General features: G+C 57.3%; 1 protein-coding gene. It reads left to right on the top strand.

Annotated features, from left to right (window positions below; genetic code table 11):
- Positions 1–501, top strand: a 501-nt coding sequence (locus tag H8A95_RS43550; RefSeq protein WP_229188524.1) for an IS630 family transposase, incomplete at both ends; no start/stop codon positions are given.

The raw sequence follows: 501 nt of genomic DNA on the forward strand, positions 1-501 counted from the left end.
GGCCTCTATGTCGCCCCGCCAAAGAAGGCTATCGTCCTGTGCGTGGACGAAAAGCCCTCGATCCAGGCCCTGGAACGAGCGCAGGGCTATCTGAAACTGCCGAACGGAAGAGCCCTGACCGGGCAAAGCCACGACTACAAGCGGCACGGCACGACTACGCTATTTGCAGCGCTGGAAGTCGCCACCGGGAGGATCCTTGCGACGCATTCGAAACGACGTCGCCGGGTCGAGTTTCTCGACTTCATGGATCACGTGACCGCAGCATTTCCGAACCGACAGCTTCACGTCATCCTCGACAATCTCAGTACCCATAAGAAGAACGAGGAATGGCTCAAGGCGCATCCCAAGGTGAAATTTCATTTCACGCCCACGAGCGCGTCCTGGCTCAATCAGGTCGAGGTGTGGTTTTCGATCTTACAAGGGCAGTCGTTGAGCGGCGCTTCCTTCACAAGCCTCAAGCAGCTCGAGCAGCACATCGACGCCTACATCAACGCATACAAC

The organism is Bradyrhizobium oropedii (assembly GCF_020889685.1).
In the GTDB taxonomy this organism is placed as follows: Bacteria; Pseudomonadota; Alphaproteobacteria; order Rhizobiales; family Xanthobacteraceae; genus Bradyrhizobium; species Bradyrhizobium oropedii.